The 18,623-nt window shown below is 60.0% G+C and carries 19 protein-coding genes; 10 read left to right on the forward strand and 9 right to left on the reverse strand.

Going from position 1 to position 18,623, the window contains the following annotated elements; translation table 11 throughout:
* Positions 1–30 precede the first annotated feature (30 nt).
* The 4 genes from GSQ93_RS00110 (at position 31) to GSQ93_RS00125 (ending at position 4,267) form a co-directional block, all read left to right on the forward strand.
* Entirely contained in the window at positions 31–885 is an 855-nt protein-coding gene (locus tag GSQ93_RS00110) for an oxidoreductase (RefSeq protein WP_158933668.1), read from the forward strand.
* 357 nt (positions 886–1,242) lie between these two features.
* A complete protein-coding gene (locus tag GSQ93_RS00115; RefSeq protein WP_158933669.1) occupies positions 1,243–2,208 on the forward strand; it encodes a LysR family transcriptional regulator in 966 nt (321 codons plus the stop codon).
* Positions 2,209–2,280: 72 nt separating this feature from the next.
* Complete coding sequence (hutG, locus tag GSQ93_RS00120) at positions 2,281–3,075, forward strand: N-formylglutamate deformylase (protein WP_158933670.1); 795 nt, start codon at positions 2,281–2,283, stop codon at positions 3,073–3,075.
* A gap of 166 nt (positions 3,076–3,241) precedes the next feature.
* Positions 3,242–4,267: an aldo/keto reductase gene (locus tag GSQ93_RS00125; RefSeq protein WP_158933671.1), complete on the forward strand. Its 1,026-nt coding sequence runs from the start codon at positions 3,242–3,244 to the stop codon at positions 4,265–4,267.
* Between the two features lie 74 nt (positions 4,268–4,341).
* On the opposite strand, the gene GSQ93_RS00130 is transcribed toward GSQ93_RS00125, so the two are convergent.
* The 3 genes from GSQ93_RS00130 to GSQ93_RS00140 form a co-directional block, all read right to left on the reverse strand.
* Positions 4,342–4,662 (reverse strand): HigA family addiction module antitoxin, encoded by a 321-nt coding sequence (locus tag GSQ93_RS00130; protein ID WP_158933672.1) that lies wholly within the window; start codon positions 4,660–4,662, stop codon positions 4,342–4,344.
* 107 nt (positions 4,663–4,769) lie between these two features.
* Entirely contained in the window at positions 4,770–5,357 is a 588-nt protein-coding gene (locus GSQ93_RS00135) for a MarR family winged helix-turn-helix transcriptional regulator (protein ID WP_158933673.1), read from the reverse strand.
* Positions 5,358–5,465: 108 nt separating this feature from the next.
* Complete coding sequence (locus tag GSQ93_RS00140) at positions 5,466–6,395, reverse strand: LysR substrate-binding domain-containing protein (protein ID WP_254073685.1); 930 nt, start codon at positions 6,393–6,395, stop codon at positions 5,466–5,468.
* Between the two features lie 151 nt (positions 6,396–6,546).
* On the opposite strand from GSQ93_RS00140, the gene GSQ93_RS00145 reads away from it, so the two are divergent.
* Positions 6,547–7,326: a transporter substrate-binding domain-containing protein gene (locus GSQ93_RS00145; RefSeq protein WP_158933675.1), complete on the forward strand. Its 780-nt coding sequence runs from the start codon at positions 6,547–6,549 to the stop codon at positions 7,324–7,326.
* Between the two features lie 20 nt (positions 7,327–7,346).
* A complete protein-coding gene (locus GSQ93_RS00150) occupies positions 7,347–8,468 on the forward strand; it encodes a succinylglutamate desuccinylase/aspartoacylase family protein (protein WP_158933676.1) in 1,122 nt (373 codons plus the stop codon).
* 30 nt (positions 8,469–8,498) lie between these two features.
* Here GSQ93_RS00150 and GSQ93_RS00155 read toward each other — a convergent pair whose 3' ends face one another.
* On the reverse strand, positions 8,499–9,920 hold the full coding sequence (locus GSQ93_RS00155; RefSeq protein WP_158933677.1) for an MFS transporter: 1,422 nt from the start codon (positions 9,918–9,920) through the stop codon (positions 8,499–8,501).
* Positions 9,921–10,269: 349 nt separating this feature from the next.
* Between GSQ93_RS00155 and GSQ93_RS00160 the strand changes: the two genes are divergently transcribed.
* Complete coding sequence (locus GSQ93_RS00160) at positions 10,270–10,521, forward strand: DUF1488 domain-containing protein (RefSeq protein WP_031360797.1); 252 nt, start codon at positions 10,270–10,272, stop codon at positions 10,519–10,521.
* A gap of 88 nt (positions 10,522–10,609) precedes the next feature.
* Positions 10,610–11,338: a Pr6Pr family membrane protein gene (locus tag GSQ93_RS00165; protein ID WP_174254558.1), complete on the forward strand. Its 729-nt coding sequence runs from the start codon at positions 10,610–10,612 to the stop codon at positions 11,336–11,338.
* A gap of 76 nt (positions 11,339–11,414) precedes the next feature.
* Here GSQ93_RS00165 and GSQ93_RS00170 read toward each other — a convergent pair whose 3' ends face one another.
* Positions 11,415–11,804 carry a tautomerase family protein gene (locus GSQ93_RS00170; protein WP_158933678.1) on the reverse strand — a complete coding sequence of 130 codons (390 nt, stop codon included), beginning with the start codon at positions 11,802–11,804 and terminating at the stop codon, positions 11,415–11,417.
* A gap of 186 nt (positions 11,805–11,990) precedes the next feature.
* Here GSQ93_RS00170 and GSQ93_RS00175 point away from each other — a divergent pair, with 186 nt between their 5' ends.
* Entirely contained in the window at positions 11,991–12,905 is a 915-nt protein-coding gene (locus GSQ93_RS00175; protein WP_158933679.1) for a LysR family transcriptional regulator, read from the forward strand.
* Positions 12,906–12,997: 92 nt separating this feature from the next.
* Here the strand turns inward: GSQ93_RS00175 and GSQ93_RS00180 are convergent, their stop codons facing one another.
* From GSQ93_RS00180 to kynU, 4 genes are all read right to left on the reverse strand, one after another.
* Entirely contained in the window at positions 12,998–13,609 is a 612-nt protein-coding gene (locus GSQ93_RS00180; protein WP_158933680.1) for a glutathione S-transferase family protein, read from the reverse strand.
* Positions 13,610–13,839: 230 nt separating this feature from the next.
* Entirely contained in the window at positions 13,840–14,676 is an 837-nt protein-coding gene (locus GSQ93_RS00185; protein ID WP_158933681.1) for a class I SAM-dependent methyltransferase, read from the reverse strand.
* Positions 14,677–14,812: 136 nt separating this feature from the next.
* Positions 14,813–15,679 carry a tryptophan 2,3-dioxygenase gene (gene kynA, locus GSQ93_RS00190; protein WP_254073698.1) on the reverse strand — a complete coding sequence of 289 codons (867 nt, stop codon included), beginning with the start codon at positions 15,677–15,679 and terminating at the stop codon, positions 14,813–14,815.
* 61 nt (positions 15,680–15,740) lie between these two features.
* Positions 15,741–16,991 (reverse strand): kynureninase, encoded by a 1,251-nt coding sequence (kynU, locus tag GSQ93_RS00195; protein WP_158933683.1) that lies wholly within the window; start codon positions 16,989–16,991, stop codon positions 15,741–15,743.
* A 343-nt stretch (positions 16,992–17,334) separates the two neighbouring features.
* Here kynU and GSQ93_RS00200 point away from each other — a divergent pair, with 343 nt between their 5' ends.
* Positions 17,335–18,576, forward strand: a complete 1,242-nt coding sequence (locus tag GSQ93_RS00200; RefSeq protein ID WP_158933684.1) for an ArgE/DapE family deacylase — start codon at positions 17,335–17,337, stop codon at positions 18,574–18,576.
* Positions 18,577–18,623: the final 47 nt, after the last annotated feature.

Consider the following 18,623-nt stretch of genomic DNA (forward strand, 5'->3'; position numbering starts at 1 on the left):
GACTTTCCAATCTATAAACAGGAGCTTTCCATGATGAATCGAGACAACCCCGTGTGGCTCATCACCGGCTGCTCGACTGGCTTCGGCCGTGAGTTGGCCAAACTTGTGCTGGAGCGCGGATGGCGCGCCGTGGTGACGGCACGGGATCCGTCCACGCTCGCGGAACTTGCCGAGGGTTATGGGGACCGTGCACTGGCGCTGCAACTTGACGTGACCGACCGCAAGCAGATCGCCGATGTTGTCGCGAAGTCGCAGAAGCATTTCGGCCGTATCGATGCGCTCGTGAACAACGCGGGTTACGGTTATCTGGCGGCTATTGAAGAAGGCGAGGACGACGCCGTACGCGCCATGTTCGAGACCAACGTCTTCGGTCTGGTCGACATGACGAAGGCCGTACTGCCCATCATGCGTGCGCAAAAAAGTGGCCTCATTGTCAATATTTCATCGATAGGCGGGATTACAAGCTTCGCGGCCACGGGCTACTACCACGGCACCAAATACGCGGTGGAAGGCATCTCGGAGTCACTGGCAATCGAGGTGAAACCGCTGGGCATCGACGTGCTGGTGGTCGAGCCGGGACCGTTCCGCACCAACTGGGCCGGGCCGTCGATCAAGCAGTCGGCTACGCGCATTGATGACTATGCTGCTACAGCAGGCGAACGGCGCAAGCAGACCGAAGCACGCAGCGGCAATCAGGCGGGCGATCCGGTACGTGCCGCGCAGGCGATCATAGACGCGGCACTCTCCGACACCCCGCCGTTGCGGCTGTTGCTAGGTAAAGCCGCGCTTGAACTGGCGCGCAAGAAAGTCGCTTCGCTGACACACGACTTCGATACGTGGGAAAAGGCAACTATTGGCGCCGACTTCCCGGAAGGCTCAAGCTAAGCCGAACATCGCGCGAGCGCCTTTCTTATCCCTTGCTGCGAGTGGTAACCGAGGCGCACGCTTCTTTTGTTTTCCCTGCCGGAAATGCGTGCGCCGTGACTGTTGGACACCCCCAACCGACAAAGCGCGCTTCCCCCATACCCTGGCTTCCGTCACACGAGATAAGAGCGCTCAAGCCTGGGCCGCACGCGCTCGCACTGCGCCACCGCGACTGTAGAAAACGCCTCTTCCGCAAACATTTTGCATAAGGCAAACTTATGGATATCGACGGAAAATGCTGCAGCTTCGCACGGTTCTTGGCAGCACGGGCATCCTGTCATCCTTGCTAAGCCGGCGCCGCGCCAAACCGGAGCGCCCATGAGACGACCGCGTCACCCCATCGACCTGCGCGCACTGCAGGCGTTCGTTGCCGTCTGCGATACCGGCTCGATGACCGCCGCTGCCAAGCAGCTCGGCGTGAGCCAGAGCGCCATCAGCCAGGCGGTATCTGCGCTCGAACGTGAGCAGGGGACCAGCCTGTTCGACCGGGACAGCCGTCCGCCGCGGGCCAATAGCGCGGGGCGAGCCTTGCTTGAACTCGCCACGCCCTTGCTAGATCACGCGCAACGCGTGAGTGCCCGCATTGACGAGGCATCCGATGCAGGCAACGCTTCGGTTCGCCTAGGTTGCGTGGACTCGTTCGCGGCTACCATTGGTCCGGAACTGATTCGCGCACTCTCGGGTTCGTCGCGGCAGATTGCGTTGTGGTCGGGACTGACGCCGGGGCTGACCAAGCAGTTGCACGATCGCGAGATCGATCTGGCCGTCTGCACTCAAACTGTTATTTCCGACCCGCGTATTGTGGAGATTCCCTTGTTCTCCGAGGCGTTTGTGGCCGTTGCGTCGCGGCGCTTCCTCGCGTCGCGACCCGCTGCGGACTGGCGTATGCTCGCTAGCAATCTTCCTTTGATCCGTTATACGGGGCGCTCGGTGATCGGCCAGCAGGTCGAGCGTTTTGCGCGGCACCTCGGTATCGACAGCCCGCGGCGTTATGAATTCGACGCCACCGATCCCCTGCTCAGCCTCGTTGCCGCGGGTCTTGGTTTTGCCATCTCCACGCCGCTTTGCTTGTGGCAGGCGCGTCATTATCTGGAGGAAATCGATGTGTTGCCGCTGCCGCCGGGCGGCCTTGCACGCCGGGATTTTTTCCTGTTGCATCGTGAGAGCGAATGGGATGGTTTTGCGGCCGAACTGATCTCTCTGACGCGTGGCGTGCTCGACCAGCGCATTCGCCCGGCGCTGCAGCAAGCGCAACCCAACCTGCCGGACGACGCCATCCGATAACCGCTTATCGTTCTCGCCTATTGATCTCTTTTCCACACCTCTTTCATACGCTTACTTCGCCCGGAATCTGTCATGACCGATCTCTACACCTTGCATCGCGGCGACGCGCCGCTGCTTATTTCCATCCCGCACCTGGGCACCAGAATTCCCGAGAGCTTGCGGCCGTTGTACACGGACATCGCGCTGACCGTCGCGGACACCGACTGGCATCTCGACCGCCTGTATGACTTCGCCCGCGAGATGGGCGCGACCATTCTAGGCGGCCGCATCTCGCGTTATGTGATCGACCTGAACCGTCCATCGAACGATGAAAGCCTCTATCCGGGGCAGACGACAACAGGTCTTTGCCCGGGCGAAACCTTTCGTGGCATGCCGCTGTATCGCGATGGCGCGGGGCCCGACGCCGCAGAAAAAGCGCAGCGCGTAGTGACCTACTGGCAGCCGTATCACGACGTGCTTGAGGCCGAGCTTGCGCGGTTGCGGGCGGCGCATCCGAACGTGTTGTTATGGGAGGCGCATTCCATCGCAAGCGTGTTGCCGCGCTTGTTCGAGGGCAAGCTTCCTGATCTGAACATTGGTACGCAGGATGGGCGAACGGCTGCGCCGGGCGCCTTGCAAGCTGTCACCCATACCGCTGAACGGAGCGCCTACACCTGGATCGCCAATGGCCGTTTCAAGGGCGGCTACAACACGCGTCACTACGGAACGCCTGAGACGGGTGTTCACGCGATACAACTCGAAATGTGCCAGTCGACGTATATGCACGAGACGGAACCATTCGACTACGCGCCCGAGGCAGCCGGTCAGGTTCAGGTGGTAGTGAAGGACATGGTGGGCGCGGCGCTGGATGTGATCCGAGGGCTGTAGTCGTTGTCGTTCAAGCGTCTAAGCAGTAGAGCCGACTGCCGCTGCCAGGCATCCAAGCGCGATTTTCAACGATCTCTTAACATGGCCGATGCATTAACGAAGTTGCCTGCCTGCTTACGTTGCGGCAGGGTAGCGGCTCATTGGCTTTCAATGGAAAGGAGTGGACATGGAACATCGATTACTGGGCGAAACGGGCTTCAAGGTGCCCGTGCTGAGTCTGGGCACTGCCACGTTCGGCGGCAGCAATGATTTCTTCAAGGCGTGGGGCAGCACGGATGCCGACGGCGCGCGCAGCCTGGTCGACATTGCGCTGGAGGCAGGCGTCTCGATGTTCGACAGCGCCGACGTTTATTCCGACGGCATGGCGGAGGAGATCCTCGGCAAGGCAATTGCCGGACGCCGCTCGAAGGTGATCGTATCGACGAAAGGAACGTTTCCGTTCGGCTCGGACGTGAACAGCGTCGGCTCGTCGCGGCATCACTTGACGGAAGCCATCAATGGCAGCCTGAAGCGCCTGAACACCGACTACATCGACATCTATCAACTACATGGATTCGATGCGCTGACACGCGTGGAAGAAACCTTGCGCACGCTCGACGACTTCGTGCGCGCGGGCAAGATCCGCGTGATAGGCTGCTCTAATTTTTCCGGCTGGCACTTGATGAAATCGCTGGCGGTGTCGGACCGCGAAGGCCTCGCACGGCATTCGGTGCATCAGGCGTATTACTCGCTGACCGGCCGCGATTTCGAGCATGAACTCATGCCGCTGGGACTGGACCAGAAGGTGTCCACCATTGTGTGGAGTCCGCTGGGATGGGGGCGTCTCACAGGCAAGATCCGACGCGGCAGCCCGTTGCCGGCGAACAGCCGTTTGCACAAGACGGCGGACATGGGACCGCCGGTTGCCGATGAATATGTCTTCGGCATTGTGGATGCGCTGGATGCCGTGGCCAAGGAAACCGGCAAGAGCGTGCCGCAGATTGCGTTGAACTGGCTGCTGCAGCGGCCGACGGTGGCGAACGTCATTGTGGGCGCTCGCGACGAGAAACAGTTCCGTGAGAACCTGGGCAGCGTAGGGTGGTCATTGAGTGCGGAACAGATCGCGGCGCTGGATAAAGCGAGCACGTTGCCGCTGCCGTATCCGTACTGGCATCAACGCGGGTTCGCGGATCGCAATCCGTCGCCGGTGTAAAGAGGGGACGGGTGCGCTCGCTGCTTTTATGTGCGGGTTGCGAGCGCAGCGCGCCACCGCCGTCCTTTCGCGGTTTATCGCGGCGAAGCCATCGCTTCGCTTGCTACACCGTTGCGCCTGATTTGCATGAGTCGATCGCCGAGTTTTTCGCGCGCCTGTTCGGTATCGAAGTGCGTTTGAAGGTTCATCCAGCTTTGCGGGTCGACACCAAAAAATGCGCCAAGACGAACGGCTGTGTCGGCGGTGATGGCGCGTTTTCCTTGCACGATTTCATTGATGCGACGTGGCGGTACATCGATTGCTTTTGCGAGCGCGTACTGAGTAATGCCCATTGGAGCGAGCCATTCTTCCGCGAGGATAACGCCGGGCGTATCGAGTGGAATTTCGCGAGTCATAAGTAATCCTGGTGATAGTCGCAGATTTCGACCTGCGTAGCGCTGCCCAACTCGAAGCCGAAGCAAAGACGGGGCGCGAGATCCTCTTGCAGCAGCGCCATCTAGCCTCACCGGTCCTCTACCGTATCCCCACGCTCCGCAATAATCCGTCCCAACTCTCGCGTTGAAGGTACGCGGCGCATGGGATTCGTGGACCCCAGTTCATCGTCGGCCAGGTTTTCAATCAGCGCCAGCAACACCTTCCGCGCGGTCTTGATGTCGTGCTCGCTCAGGCCCACCACGCTGACGTCATTGACTTCCTCGGCGAGCGGAACGAGCTTCTCTTTCAGCGCGCGGCCCTCGGCAGTCAGGAACACGTGTACGTTTTTCTTGTTGTCGGGCATCTGCTGGCGCTCGACATAACCGAGCGTTTCCATCGCCTTGACGGCCGCAAAGGTCGTTGGCTCCATCACCCCCGCCTGCGTGCTCAGCTCGCGCTGCGTCAAGCCATCTGTCTCCCACAAGATGCGCAAAAAGGTCCAGTGCCCGTACGACACGGTGTGCTCGGCAAGCCGCATCTGCAGCGCGCGCACCAGCGAACGCGCGGCGTCTTTTACGAGGTGGGCCAGCCGGTCGTTGGGTACAGCGTCATGCCAGTGACGCAGGATTGCAGCAGTTTCGCGAGGCGCGCTGTCCGCAGGTTTTTTTCGTGTCATGACGGTGTTTCCCAAAGCTCGAAGCGTTGCCCAGAACGACATGATAGCCGTTAAGAACGAATCGGCAGGACCGTACCGCGTAGTCCGGGCGTGATGAAAAATTGAATGTCACTGACCCGGCGCTTCGCCTGTCACAGCGGTCCCGGGCAGCATCCTCGCAAACGACACAGCCATGGATGCCAGCTCCTGCGCGACTAGCGTCAACGGTACACCTGCGCGGCGCAGCAAACATACGCGCGTACTCAACGCCCGCTCTTTGATCGGAACAATCCCCACGTGGTCCCTGAAGAACGGGTGGACCGCGAGACGCACGGGTTCGAGCGACAAATAATCGCTGTTCGCCACGCAATGCAGCGTATCGAACACGGCTTCGGTCGTGGCCGCGATACGCGGTGGTTCAAGCCCCGCGTCTTCGAACAATGTAGACAAACGGTTCGCGACATCGCCCGCATGGCGCGGCCGGGTGCTGACCCACTCGCAGTCCCGCAGCGCCCACAGCGATTCCGCGCGGGCTAGCGGATGACCCCGCCGGGCGATGATGGTGACAGGCGATTCAAACAGCGTGGTCACCTCGAGATCATGGATATCCGCTTCATTCGATACCAGCGCCAAAGCGAAGTCCAGGCTGCCGTCGCGCACCCAGGCCGTCAGGACCCGCGACGTGGCGCTGGTCAGGTGAACGTCGATACGCGGGCAGCGCTCGCGAAAACTCGCCAGCAGCGCGGGGAATAATCGCATCATGGCCTCAGCCGCGACGCCGAGCGAAACCTGGCCGGTCAACTCGCCACGCAACTGGCGCATTTCGTTTTCCGTTCGTACGCATTCACCCAGAATCACATCAGCGCGAATCCGCAAGCGCTCCCCAACGGAAGTCAGGCGCGCGCCGCGATGCCCGCGCTCGAACAATGGTCCGCCCGCGCTGGTCTCAAGCTTCCTCAACTGCTGCGTCACGCCGCTTTGCGCAATGCCGAGCCTGCGCGCCGCCGCGCGGAGACTACCTGCTTCAGCCACGGCGACGAATACGCGAAGTTGCGTCAAGGTCAGGTCCAAAATGTCCGCCCGGGTGATAGGTAAAAGTGATCATGATAAGTAAATCGGCCCTGTTTGGTGGCATTTTGCACTCGTACCATGCAGGCGTGTTATCCGCCTCGTTATCCCCATCAACGTCTTGACCACTGAGTAAGCGCCGATGAAACCCCTCTCTTCGTTGTTGGCCGCCGCCGTGATGGCGGCCGTGACCCTCTCCACGCCGGCCTTCGCAAAAGACGCGAACGTATTGCGCCTAGGCATTGATCCGACGTATCCGCCCATGGACGTAAAAATGCCGGACGGCACCGTGACCGGTTTCGACGTCGATCTCGCCAACGAGATTTGCCGCCGCATCGCGATGCATTGCCAATGGGTCGAGATGGAGTTTTCCGGCATGATCCCGGCGCTGCAGGCACGCAAGATCGACGCAATCATTTCGTCGATGGCCATCACGGAAAAGCGCATGCAGCAGATCGCGTTTTCGACCAAGCTGTTCCAGTTCAAGTCGCGTTTGATCGCGAAGGCCGGCGCGCCGCTGACGGTCAGCGCGGAGGGTCTGCGGGGCAAGCGCATTGGCGTACAAAGCGGCACGCAGTTCGAGACGTACGCACAGAAGAACTGGCAGTCGGGTGGCGTGGAAGTAGTGGCGTATCAAAGCCAGGAGGGCGTATTTGAGGACCTGACGGCCGGCCGGCTGGACGGGGCGCTGCTGGGTTCGGTGGAAGCGGACAACGGCTTCCTGAAGACACCGAGAGGCAAGGGGTTCGCTTTTGTCGGCGGCCCGCTTGAGATGGGTGACCATGGCACCGGCATCGGTCTGCGCAAGGACGACGCTGCGCTTAAGGCGAGCATCGACAGCGCGATAGCCGGCATGCGTGCAGACGGCACCTACCAAAAGATCGCCCACAAGTACTTCGACTTCGACGTCTACGGCAACTAATCGGTTTTCAGGAGCATTCGATGCACATCCAAAGCACGCCGCTGGTTTCCACGTCCATTGGCACGCGCCGCGAGTTAGTCAGCTTTCACTTCGGCACCCCGGGTGCGGGCGAGAAGATCTACGTGCAGGCGTCGCTGCACGCGGACGAAATCCCCGCCATGCTGACCGCGTGGCGCCTGAAGCACCGGCTGATCGAACTGGAGAAGGCGGGGCGCATTCGCGGCGAGGTGATCCTGGTGCCGGTCGCCAATCCGATCGGACTCTCGCAGCATGTGCTCGGACAGTTCCTTGGGCGCTTCGAGTTGAATAGCGGCCACAACTTCAATCGCAGCTTTCCGCTGCCTGCTGCCGCTGCTTTGGTCGAGCGCATTGGCAGTCAGTGGACGCAGGACGCCAATAACAACACGCGCTTGTTGCGGCGTGCCGTCTGCGACATGCTCGCTGACGTCAAGCCGAAGAATGAGTTCGAGTCCTTGCGGCGCGAGATGCTGATCATGGCAGCCGATGCCGACGTGATCCTAGACCTGCATTGTTCGCTTGAAGCCACCATGCACTTGTACACGAGCCCTGCGAGCTGGCCGTCGGTTGAACCGCTCGCGCGCTATCTGGGCGCAAGCGGTGTATTGCTCTGCGCGGACTCGGGCGGTCAGTCGTTCGACGAGATTTACGCGCCGTTGTGGAACGACGTTCGTGCGCTTGTGGGCGAGGGCATACCGATCGCCGCGCCTAACGTTGCGCTGACGGTCGAACATCGCGGCCAGCGTGACGTGTCCTATGAGTTCGCCGAGCAGGACGCAGAAGCTATTGTCGATTACCTGACGTACCGGGGTGTGATCGAAGGTAAGGCGCGTGATTTACCGCCGCTCAATCATCCCGCAACGCCTCTTGCCGGCAGCGAGCAGTTCATTGCGCCCGCAAGCGGCGTGGTGGTGTATCGCGCGCAGGTTGGGGCACATCTGAAAGCGGGTGACCCGGTCTTCGATATCGTCGATCCGATCACGGATGAAGTGACCACGCTCACGACGAAAAACGACGGTGTTTTTTATATGCGCCGGGCGATCCGCTTTGTGATCGCGGGCGCACCCATGGGCCGCGTAACCGGCGCGGTCCCGTTCAGGACCGGGGTGTTGATCGGCGCTTGATGGCGTCGCCTTTTAGATTACTTTATAGCGTCACTTGACTTCGCCCGCGCGACCGCGTGCGGACGCTCGCGAAGCAGAAATCCCGGCTCCTGCTTCAGCGGGCATCCGCATGAACATCGGGTAAGAAGTCATCACAACAAGCGCGGTGACAATAAAAGCCGAGGCCAATTGCCACCGTTCGGCATGCGCGCCAGGGGCCACGATCATGGTGACTTGAATGGTCCCTGCCGCGACCGTCACACCCACTGCCTTCATCAATTGTTGAGCGGTGCCCTGGAATGAGGTGGCGGCGGCAAGCTTGGTCTTGGGTACATCGGCAAAAGCGAGCGCCCCCATGGTGGCGAAGCTAAGCGAGCGCGACAGTCCGCCCACCAGCAGTAACAAGAAGATGCCGCCAGCAGGCCAGTTCTGCGACATGAACGAGCACACCACAAGCACGGCGGCAAACGACGCACTGCCTGCGCACAAAACGGTTCGCACGGAGAAGCGCCTTAGTGCAAGCGATGTCATGGGCCGCATGCAAAACGATCCTAACGCGCTAGCGAACGTGACAAGGCCGCTAGCGGAAGCGCTATAGCCGAAGCCGGTTTGCAACGTCAGCGGCACGAGAAACGGCAATGCGCCGGCACCGGCACGGAACAAACTCCCCGCAATAGTCGCCGCATGAAAAGTTGGAATAGCGAGCAGCGAGAAATCGACAGCCGGATCATCCACGCGGCGGCAGTGCCTTACCGCCATCCAGAACATCAGCACGCCCGCAGCAACACATGCCGGCGACGCAAACGGTGGCAAGACCCCACGTCCGGCGCATTCAATGCCGATCATGAACAGGGTCAATGACCCGCCTATCAGCATCATTCCGCGCACGTCGGGCGGCGCATGATGTTCGGGCGGCGCGGCTGGCAGCAAGCGCCACGTCAGCAGCAAACCCACGATGCCGACAGGCACGTTGACCCAGAAGATGCTGCGCCACGAGAGGGTATCGGTGAGAAAACCACCTAATGGCGGACCCATCAACGGGCCGATCAGTGCCGGCATGGTGAGCCAGGTGGTGGCCTGCAACAGCTCTTCGCGTTTGACGCCACGGAAAAGGATTAAACGTCCGACCGGCACCATCATGGCCCCGCCAATTCCCTGCACGATGCGCGCAGCAATCAACTGCGGAAGGTTCGCGGCCGCCGCGCACGCGAGCGAAGCCAACGTGAAGGTTGCGATCGCCCACATGAAGACGCGCTTCGCACCGAAGCGGTCAGCCACCCATCCGCTAGCCGGAATGAACACCGTCAGCGCCACCAGATAAGCGGTAATGGCGCTACTCAAATGCACCGGGTCGACGCCGAGATCGCGCGCCATGGCGGGAAGGGCCGTGGCGACGATCGTGCCGTCCATGTTTTGCATAAAAAGCGCGCTGGCTACAACGGCGGCGGTGATGCGGAAGTTGGCAGGTTTCACAAGGCGGCGAGCGTATTTCTGGTAGAGCCGACGACGCGCGTAAAGAGAAGGCGCCGAGGGTTCAATCGATTGCGTGGCACCAGAGTCTACTTGAACCGGAGCACACGAAGCGAGAGCATCGCCGCGCCAAGTTCATTACAAAAGCCGTACAAGCAGGGGGTGGGCGCAGGGCTTAAGTGCTTGCCAGCGCTGCATTGGCAGCAGACAAGAACGTTCGCCGCTAGCGGTAGTTGCTCCCTGATTGTTTTGGTGCAGGAATGTTAAGGCTGGCGCAAGAGAGCGTTAAGTCAGGGTAATTACTATGAACAACACCGTCGCGCGCGTCACACTAATAGGACTAGGATGGCGTATGAAACTCAATTTCCCGAACCCAAGCCGTTCCTATGACGACTCGAGGCACTGCGTGTGCTTCTGGGGGTATGACGGTTCGCGCGAGATTTCATTCCAGATAGACGATGCGGCTCTCTCGAGTTTCAATCCGCAAATGGGCTCGGGCGAATCCGCCGTGCTCGCCGCCTTCGATCTGTACCGCGAACGCATTCTCCTGAAAGCCGAAGGCCTGTACGTACGCGGCTCGCAAAACATCTTCAAGATATCCTGAGCGTAATTGCAGGCGCTTGCATCGGCGGGTCGCCGCGCTGGGCAACTTGCGATCTGCATCCCCGTCTTGCCGCGTATAAAATCGCTGCATGTCAAAGCCGATTTCCTCTCAGTCTGAAATCCAGACCCGCCGCCAGACGGATAACCCATCACAGGCGCGGGCAGAGCACGCGTTGCCTTCGCATACGCCCGGCACGGCGTCGTTATTGCTGGCCGCGTGCATCGCGACAATAGCGTGGCTAGCGCTTGCTGCGCAAACCGATATCACGGTCCACCGAATGCTAGCCAGAGGCTTAAGCGTATTCGATGGGTTTGAGCGCCTAAGCAGCTATCTGACGAACTTGACCATATTTGCGGTTGCTCTTTGTTTTTCGTTTGTCGCCGCGCTTGGCCGCTCGCCGCTCGGGCGATTTTTTCGTAAGCCGCCGGTGGTGACAGCGGTCGTCGTTTACATCGCGTTTGTCGGCTTGGCGTATAACCTGTTGTTGCGTCACCTGTGGACGCCTTCGGGGTATCGGGCAGTGCTCAACGAGTGCCTGCACACCGTTATTCCCGTGTTGTCGGTCATTTACTGGGTGCTGTTCGTGCCGCGATTTCACCTGACCTTGCGGCAATGCTTGCTGTGGCTGATCTATCCGTTAGGTTATCTTTGCATCACGCTATGGCGCGGCAGCACGTCGGACTTTTATCCCTATCCGTTCATTGATGTCGGCGAACTCGGCTATACGCATGTGCTGCTCAACGCGACCCTGCTCGTGCTGGCATTTGTCACGCTGATGGGCGTCTTCATCGCTTTGAATCACAGGCGTCCGCATTAGCGCATGATCGGAACGGCCGCCGCGCGCTGGTCACGTAGGTGCGCAACCGGCGGTGTTCACTACGCGTGCACGGAGACTACTTCGGCGCGTAGTGCATGTCGCCATTGCCGAACGACCAGTCCTCGCGATTCACCTCGACCAGGTTGATCCAGACATCTTCCTTTCGTATGCCCGTCTTTGCGTGTATGCCGTCCGCCACCGCGCGGTAAAACGCTTTCTTCATCTCAATCGTGCGGCCAGTGTTCCATGTCACCTGGATAAAGACGATCCCCGCCGTATAGGTCACGCCCAGATAACCCTCCGTTGGGTAGATCAATTCGTCAGGTGCATGACGCGTGATGATCTGAAATTTGTCATGCTCGGGCACTTTGACTACATCGATCATGACGTCGTACACGACGTCGCTGATTGCTTGAACGGCTTCCGGCGACGCAGTCTGCGCAAGATTGATTCGGACGAGTGGCATGGTTTGACCTCGGGCTTAAGGTGAGAAAGGGAGACGCTGGCCACGACATAAGCAGAGTGTCGTCGTGGACTGAATTCGCGCACCGCATTAAAAGACGTCGCGGTCGCATGTTTCGCCATTGAAGATTAGACTAAGCTGAAACTTGCATCAAGCGCATAGTTTTCATCTAAATCATGAGAGCCAGGCATGTTATTCGAAGACCTTAAAACCCTGGTGGCGGTGCTCGACCACAATTCGTTGACGCGGGCGGCGGATGCGTTGTCCCTGACGCAATCGGCTATATCGCGGCGAATTCAGCATCTTGAGGCTGTCCTTGGCGCGGAACTCCTGGACCGCAACAGCAAGCCTCCTCAAGCAACCGCGCTTGCGCGCCGGATCTACGAACACGCGGTCCCGCTCATGCGCAGCATGAATCAACTTCTTGAGATTCCCCGGGAAGACGCAGTGCCGAGCGGGACGTTTCGCCTGGGCCTTTCGCAAGTGGTAGCGGAGGTGGTCTTGTTCGACGCGGTGATGCGTCTGAAAGCGGCGTTTCCGGCACTGGAAGTTCAATCGCATACCGAATGGAGCACGGGGCTGTTGCAGCAAGTCAGTCTTGGGAAGCTGGACGCCGCCACGTTGCTGCTGCCATCGCCCAGCACACTGACGGACAACGTAGCAGGCCGGTTTATCACGACGCTAGAGGTGCTGGTGGTCCAGAGCAAACGGCGGCCGGTAGTTGAGCGGCGCTCGACCATCAAGGTGCTGGCGGAGCAGGAATGGATACTTAACCCGCTGGGTTGCGGCTACCGTGCCGCGCTGGAACGGGCGATGCAAGGCGTGGGGCGCGAACTCAGGTTAAGCGTGGATACGCACGGTACCGAGATGCAACTGAAGTTGATTGCTGCGGGGCTCGGTTTGGGGCTGGTGCCGCGGACTGTGCTTCGCCGAAGTGATTCGTATGCCGAACTATCTGTTGTCGACGTGAAAGACTTTTCGCTAAGCCTTGATATCTGGCTGATCCACCCCGTTCAGTTGGGCAATTTAAAGGCCGCGGCCAGTGCGTTTGGTGATGCTGTAGCGGAGGGGTTTGCGAATGCCGCTTCGGGGCGCGGCCGTTAGGACACTGCTTTCAATGGTCGGGTTTGATCAACGTGAGCGTCGTTGACTATGCAAGAGCGTTCCTTGCCCCATCCAACGACGCACGAAGCCTTTCACTCACCCGACTTCTCGATCGCCCGCCGATACGCGTCACGCGCTTCAATACGCCGGACGAACGCGGTGAGGTTGGGATACTCTTCTTCGCCGCAAAACTTCACGGCCATCTGGACCGCGAACGACAGTTGAACGTCGGCCCCGGTCAGGTCATTGCCAATGAAATAGTCCCGTCCGCTCAGCTCGCTGTTCAGAAAGCCGAGGTGCCTTTGCATTTCACTTTCAATACGAGGCTGCAGCGGCGCCGCGCCATCGCCAAGCCGGCTCGTATAGAGCTTGAGCATGAGCGGCAACATGGCGGAGCCTTCTGCGTAGTGGAGAAACTGCAAATAACGATTATGGTCACGCGAGTCCGCCGCAGGCGCAAGCCGGCCGTTGCCATACTTGCGCACCAGATATTCGATGATCGCTCCGGACTCGAAGATCACTTCATCGCCGTCGCGAATCACGGGCGCCTTGCCCAGTGGATGAATCTTCTCAAGTTCGGGTGGAGCAAGCCGCGTCTTTGGATTGCGCTGGTAAGCATGGACGGTGTAGTCGAGTCCGAGTTCTTCAAGCAGCCAGGTAATGCGGCGCGACCGGGATTCGTTTAGATGATGGACTTCGATCATGGATAACCTTGTGGTTCAAACGTTGAAAGGGGTGATCCGCGGGAAGCACGCAAACGACGGTCCACGTCAGTAGGGCGACCGCGCGGTTAGCGTTTATTTATGCAACACCCGGGCGCTCGACTGGAAACCGCTAGCCGTTTGCGGGCGGTGTCGGCAGCCCTTTCGCAAAGCGTTGCCATCGGCAAGTCATTGTGTTGATAAGTCTTGACCTCGCAATCGGGCCTGCTTACCTACGGCTTGACGAAACGCAGCGTCATCCGGTCCGATTCACCGATGGCGGCGAAGCGCGCGCGGTCAGTATCGCCGCCTCGGTACGTCGGCGGCAAGGACCACACGCCGTGCGCATAGTCCTTGGTATCGCGGGGATTGCTGTTGATTTCACTGCGCGCGGCAAGCCTGAAGCCCGCTGCCTGTGCATGCTCGATCACGTAGGCTTCGGTCAGGTAGCCGGTATCGATCATTTGCTGAACCGATGTACCCGGTATTGCGCGATGTTCTTCCACACCGAGCACGCCGCCCGGTTTCAGCACCGAATAGAACGCACGCAGGTTGGCATCGACCTGCCCGTCTTCTATCCAGTTATGAATATTACGGAACGTCAGCACGCGATCAACTTGCAGACCCGCAGGCAAGCCGCTGAACTGCCCCGATTGCAACGTGCCGACCACAACCGTTCCGAAGACGTCGGGCGAGGCAGCGAGCTTGCGCTCGAACACGGCATTACTCTTTGCTTCCCCGGCAGGAAGCGCTCCTTGGGGCGGCAGATATTGCGCTTCGTAAAGCGTGCCGCGCGACCGCAAATAAGGCCCGAGAATGTCTGTGTACCAGCCGCCGCCCGGCGCGATTTCCAGCACGCTCTGATCCGGTGCGACGCCGAAGAATTCCAATGTCTCTTTCGGGTGCCGGTAGACGTCGCGCGCTTGCGCCTTGTCTCCCCGATACGGCGCGGCAATGGCGGCATCGAGTGATATCGGCGCGGTGGGCGTTGCGCACGACGCTAGCAGCAGGGCTGCGGGCAACGCCAGAAACGCACGCCGCATGAGACGGGGGGTAGGGAGCATTTTCATGCGGGCTATTATCGGGCAAAGCGCGCCGCTTGTCAGAGCGTGCTCCGTTTTACGCCGCGCGACCCTTCAGGCTTCTAAAGGGCCGGCGCGCATGACTGGCTCAATAAGGAACCATGAGAACCATGCCATCAACGACTCAGAGCAGCGTCCTGACGTGCCATAACTCAGGAAACAGCACGACATCCAGCATCTTTCGTAAATAAAGCGCGCCACTGGTTCCGCCCGTGCCTTGCTTGAAGCCGATGATCCGCTCAACGGTGGTGACGTGGCGAAAGCGCCATTGCCGGAACGAGTCTTCAAGATCGACGAGCTCTTCCGCCATCTCGTACAGTTCCCAATGCTGTGTTGGCTCGCGATACACCGTGAGCCACGCCGCTTCCACGCTGGCGTCGTGCGTGGTCGGTTGCGTCCAGTCGCGCTCCAGCCTTTCCTGCGCGATAGGGAAACCGCGGCGCGCGAGCAGGCGGATGATTTCATCGTAAAACGAGGGGGCGTCAAGCGTTGCCTTGACCTCGGCGAGCACGTTCGGACGATGCGCATACGGCTTGAGCATGTGCACGTTCTTGTTGCCCAGCAGGAACTCGATCTGCCGGTACTGATGCGACTGGAATCCGGACGATGCGCCCAAATAAGGCCGCATTGCCGTGTATTCAGAAGGCGTCATGGTCGCGAGAACGCTCCACGCCTGGACCAGCTGGTCGAGTATGCGTGAGACGCGTGCCAGCATCTTGAACGCAGGCGGCAGGTCATCGCGACGCACGGCGCGGAGCGCTGCATGCAGCTCATACAGCGCAAGCTTCATCCATAACTCGCTCGTCTGATGCTGCACGATAAACAGCATTTCGTTGTGGTCGGGCGAGAGCGGGTGCTGCGCCGAAAGGAGCGTATCGAGCGAGAGATAGTCGCCGTAGCTCATCGAACTGGAGAAGTCGAGTTGCGCGTCGTGCCAGCCTTCGGGCTTCTGTGCAGCATCGCCCGTTGTTCCCGCCGTGCCATACCCCATGGGACAGCCGCCCGTGCCTTCGCTTTCATGTGATTGTGTCATCGCGCGTTCTCCGCTTGGGTCAGGTCACGGCGCCACGTTCGGCGAATTCGGGTGCACGCCATGCTTCGGTTGCAAGCACGTCGCGCAATGTTTCAACAGCGTCCCATACATCCACATAGCGCGTGTAAAGCGGTGTGAAGCCGAAGCGCAAAATGCGCGGCTCACGGTAATCGCCAATGACGTTGCGCGCGATTAGGGCCTGCATGACCTCATACCCATGCGGATGTTCAAAGCTTGCTTGCGATCCGCGTTCAGCGTGTGCTCTCGGCGTCACGAGCTGCAATGGAAATTCGCTGCAACGTGTCTCCACGAGATCAATGAACAAGTCGCTCAGCGCCAGCGATTTCCGACGCAATGCAGCCATATCGGTTTGCCCGAACACGTCGAGGCCGCATTCGATCATCGACATCGAGACAATCGGTTGCGTGCCGCACAAAAACCGGCCGATGCCGTCATCGGGCCGATATTCGGGGCTCATTTCAAATGGTTTTTTATGGCCCCACCAGCCGGACAGCGGTTGCGAGAAAACATTCTGCAGGCGCTTCGGCACCCAGATGAACGCCGGTGAACCCGGTCCGCCGTTCAGGTACTTGTACGTGCAGCCGACGGCATAATCCGCGCCGGCGCCGTTGAGATCGACCGGAACCGCGCCTGCCGAATGCGCCAGGTCCCATACGGCGAGCGCGCCCGCCTGATGGATCACGCGGGTCAGCGCCGCCATGTCATGCATGGCGCCCGTGCGATAGTTGACGTGCGTGATCATGGCAACGGCCGTGTTCTCGTCGATAGCGCTGGCGAGCTCGGATGCGTGATCCACAAGACGCAATTCATAGCCGCGATCCAGTTGCTCGATCAGGCCTTGAGCAATGTAGAGATCGGTCGGGAAGTTCGAGCGCTCGGAGACAATGACGCGACGCTTTGGGTCGCGCTCATGGGCGACTCGCAGCGCCGCCGAGAGGATCTTGAAGAGGTTGCTGGAAATGGTATCGGTGACGACCACTTCGTCCTCGGCTGCGCCAATCAACGGAGCCAGTTTGTTGCCAAGCCGCTTGGGCAACGCGAACCATCCTGCTGTATTCCACGAGCGGATCAAACCGTCGCCCCATTCGCCGGTTATGACGGCGGCGGCGCGCGAGGCGGCGGCCTTGGGCGGGACGCCAAGCGAGTTGCCGTCCAGATAGATGGTGTCGTGGCCGAGCGCGAACTGGTCGCGCAAACTGGCTAGCGGATCGTCGCGATCGAGCGCCGCAGCATCGTCTCTATGGTTCATTGAAGCGTATTCCAGTGAGTTATTGTGTCCGTGCCTGACGGAAATCCGCGTCTCGCCGCCGTCCGGCAGAGCGCGTGCCCATGCCTGAAAGCTTAGCTGAGAACGGTCTTTAATTGATTGCGAAACAAACGTAGCGTTTGAGTCCCCATGCAATTTTCTTCGATGAAAACCGCGCTTAAGCGCAATAAATTGATTGCGATCTGTTATGGGTGGCATTCGGGTGCGCCCACCTATCCTCGGGCCGCGTCCGCTAAGCTGACGCTAACTCGCCTGCAGCCGCGTTACTCGTTACCATGTTGCTAGCCTTCCTCTCGTATTCAGCCTGCCATTTACACGACCACTCATGACCCAATCCGCTCTTGCTTCGACCCTGACCGACTGCGTCGATCATCATTTTGACCAAGAGGTCCAGTTCCTTGCAGCGCTTGTGCAAAAACCGTCGGACAATCCGCCGGGCGATTGCGCGGGCCACGCGGAGATGGCGGCGCAATGGCTCGAGCGGATCGGCTTCACGGTCGAACGCCATGGTGTGCCAGTCGACGCTGTCGCGCGTGCCGGCATGATGAGCGCGACGAATCTCGTGATTCGACATCGCTTTGGCGCGGGGCCGGTGATTGCGCTGAACGCGCACGGCGACGTAGTGCCCCCCGGCGATGGCTGGACCGCCGATCCGTACGGCGCCGAGATTCGCGATGGGTTTATGTTTGGGCGCGGGGCGGCGGTATCGAAGTCGGACTTTGCCACCTATGCGTTCGCGCTGAAGGCATTGATCGAGAGCGGTGCGACGCTCAACGGGACGGTGGAATTGCACCTGACCTACGACGAGGAAACCGGCGGTCTGATCGGCCCGGGATGGTTGCTGGAGCAGGGTATCGTGAAGCCTGATTACGCCATCTGTGCAGGCTTTTCCTATTCCATCACGACCGCTCACAATGGCGCGATCCACCTGGAAGTCACGGTACGGGGCAAGTCGGCGCACGCGGCGCGGCCTGACACCGGTCACGACGCGCTGGAGGCCGCTACGGCGGTGTTGAATGCGCTGTATGCGCATCGGGCAGCATTGCGGGAGATCCATTCGGAGACGCCGGGCATCGATCACCCTACGTTAGTGGTGGGTCTGATCAAAGGCGGCATCAATACGAATGTGGTGCCTGACAAGGTGACTTTGCGGCTCGATCGACGCGTGGTGCCGGAGGAGAATCCGCAAGACGTGCTCAAGCAATTGAAGGCGGTGATCGTGGCATCTGTTGCGGGCTTGCCGGGCATTAGCGTTGAGATAGAAGAGGTGTTGGTTACGTCGCCGTTGCGCTCGCTTGACGGCGCAGAGCGCTTGTCACAAGCGCTGCAACGCGCGGCCCTGGTTACGTTGCAACGCGACATTCCTACCGAAGGCGTGCCCCTTTATACCGATGCCCGTTTGTATTGCGAAGCGGGCGTGCCGACCGTCATTTACGGCGCCGGTCCGCGGACGCTGCTTGAGGCCAACGGACATCGGGCCGACGAGCGGGTCGCGCTTGAAGACCTGAAGGTCGCGACGAAAACAGTTGCCATTGCGCTTGCCGATTTGCTTGGACAACAGCCGTAAAAGGCTCCATGCTTCGTTCCTTTGCGGGCCTTGCAAAGGAACGAAGC

Source organism: Burkholderia sp. S171 (assembly GCF_009766085.1).
Classification (GTDB): domain Bacteria; phylum Pseudomonadota; class Gammaproteobacteria; order Burkholderiales; family Burkholderiaceae; genus Caballeronia.

Bases quoted from the DNA above. Each gene is read 5' to 3' on its own strand.
- GSQ93_RS00110 (WP_158933668.1), top strand. From the start codon at position 31: ATGATGAATCGAGACAACCCCGTGTGGCTCATCACCGGCTGCTCGACT.
- GSQ93_RS00115 (WP_158933669.1), top strand. From the start codon at position 1,243: ATGAGACGACCGCGTCACCCCATCGACCTGCGCGCACTGCAGGCGTTC.
- hutG (WP_158933670.1), top strand. From the start codon at position 2,281: ATGACCGATCTCTACACCTTGCATCGCGGCGACGCGCCGCTGCTTATT.
- GSQ93_RS00125 (WP_158933671.1), top strand. From the start codon at position 3,242: ATGGAACATCGATTACTGGGCGAAACGGGCTTCAAGGTGCCCGTGCTG.
- GSQ93_RS00130 (WP_158933672.1), bottom strand. From the start codon at position 4,662: ATGACTCGCGAAATTCCACTCGATACGCCCGGCGTTATCCTCGCGGAA.
- GSQ93_RS00135 (WP_158933673.1), bottom strand. From the start codon at position 5,357: ATGACACGAAAAAAACCTGCGGACAGCGCGCCTCGCGAAACTGCTGCA.
- GSQ93_RS00145 (WP_158933675.1), top strand. From the start codon at position 6,547: ATGAAACCCCTCTCTTCGTTGTTGGCCGCCGCCGTGATGGCGGCCGTG.
- GSQ93_RS00150 (WP_158933676.1), top strand. From the start codon at position 7,347: ATGCACATCCAAAGCACGCCGCTGGTTTCCACGTCCATTGGCACGCGC.
- GSQ93_RS00160 (WP_031360797.1), top strand. From the start codon at position 10,270: ATGAAACTCAATTTCCCGAACCCAAGCCGTTCCTATGACGACTCGAGG.
- GSQ93_RS00165 (WP_174254558.1), top strand. From the start codon at position 10,610: ATGTCAAAGCCGATTTCCTCTCAGTCTGAAATCCAGACCCGCCGCCAG.
- GSQ93_RS00170 (WP_158933678.1), bottom strand. From the start codon at position 11,804: ATGCCACTCGTCCGAATCAATCTTGCGCAGACTGCGTCGCCGGAAGCC.
- GSQ93_RS00175 (WP_158933679.1), top strand. From the start codon at position 11,991: ATGTTATTCGAAGACCTTAAAACCCTGGTGGCGGTGCTCGACCACAAT.
- GSQ93_RS00180 (WP_158933680.1), bottom strand. From the start codon at position 13,609: ATGATCGAAGTCCATCATCTAAACGAATCCCGGTCGCGCCGCATTACC.
- GSQ93_RS00185 (WP_158933681.1), bottom strand. From the start codon at position 14,676: ATGAAAATGCTCCCTACCCCCCGTCTCATGCGGCGTGCGTTTCTGGCG.
- kynA (WP_254073698.1), bottom strand. From the start codon at position 15,679: ATGGGGTATGGCACGGCGGGAACAACGGGCGATGCTGCACAGAAGCCC.
- kynU (WP_158933683.1), bottom strand. From the start codon at position 16,991: ATGAACCATAGAGACGATGCTGCGGCGCTCGATCGCGACGATCCGCTA.
- GSQ93_RS00200 (WP_158933684.1), top strand. From the start codon at position 17,335: ATGACCCAATCCGCTCTTGCTTCGACCCTGACCGACTGCGTCGATCAT.